The sequence below is a fragment of the Rhizobium sp. 18055 genome, assembly GCF_902706285.1.
Classification (GTDB): Bacteria; Pseudomonadota; Alphaproteobacteria; order Rhizobiales; family Rhizobiaceae; genus Rhizobium.
In genome coordinates, this window is the sequence record NZ_CACSKD010000472.1 from 1 (window position 1) to 392 (window position 392).

Annotated in this window: 1 protein-coding gene; it reads right to left on the reverse strand. The window is 68.4% G+C overall.

Annotated features, from left to right (window positions below; translation table 11 throughout):
- Nucleotides 1–392: response regulator (locus GVL52_RS32680; RefSeq protein WP_160012807.1), on the reverse strand; the 392-nt coding region annotated here is incomplete at both ends.

Below are 392 nucleotides of genomic sequence, written 5' to 3' on the forward strand. Positions count from 1 at the left end.
ATGATGATCGACTTGGAGAAGCGCCGCAGCCGCTGCTCCTCGTCGCGGGAAAGCGAGCGGCCGGTGTAGACGATCACCGGCGGGAAGGCCACGTCCTCCTGGCCGGCCATCTGCTCCAGCAGTTCGTAGCCGCTCAGGTCGGGCAGGTTCAGGTCCATGACCATGCAGTCGAAGGTGCTCTCGCGCAGCAGCTGCAGCGCGCGCTGGGCGGTCTCGGCGCCGACGATCTCCACGTCGCCGTTGGCGAGCAGGTGCCCCATGCTCTCGCGCTGGCGGTCGTCGTCCTCCACCACCAGCACGCGGCGCAGGGCCTGGGTGAATTTCGCCTCCATGCGCTCCAGGGCCTGCACGAGTTCGTCGCGCTTGACCGGCTTGAGCGCGTAGCCCATGGC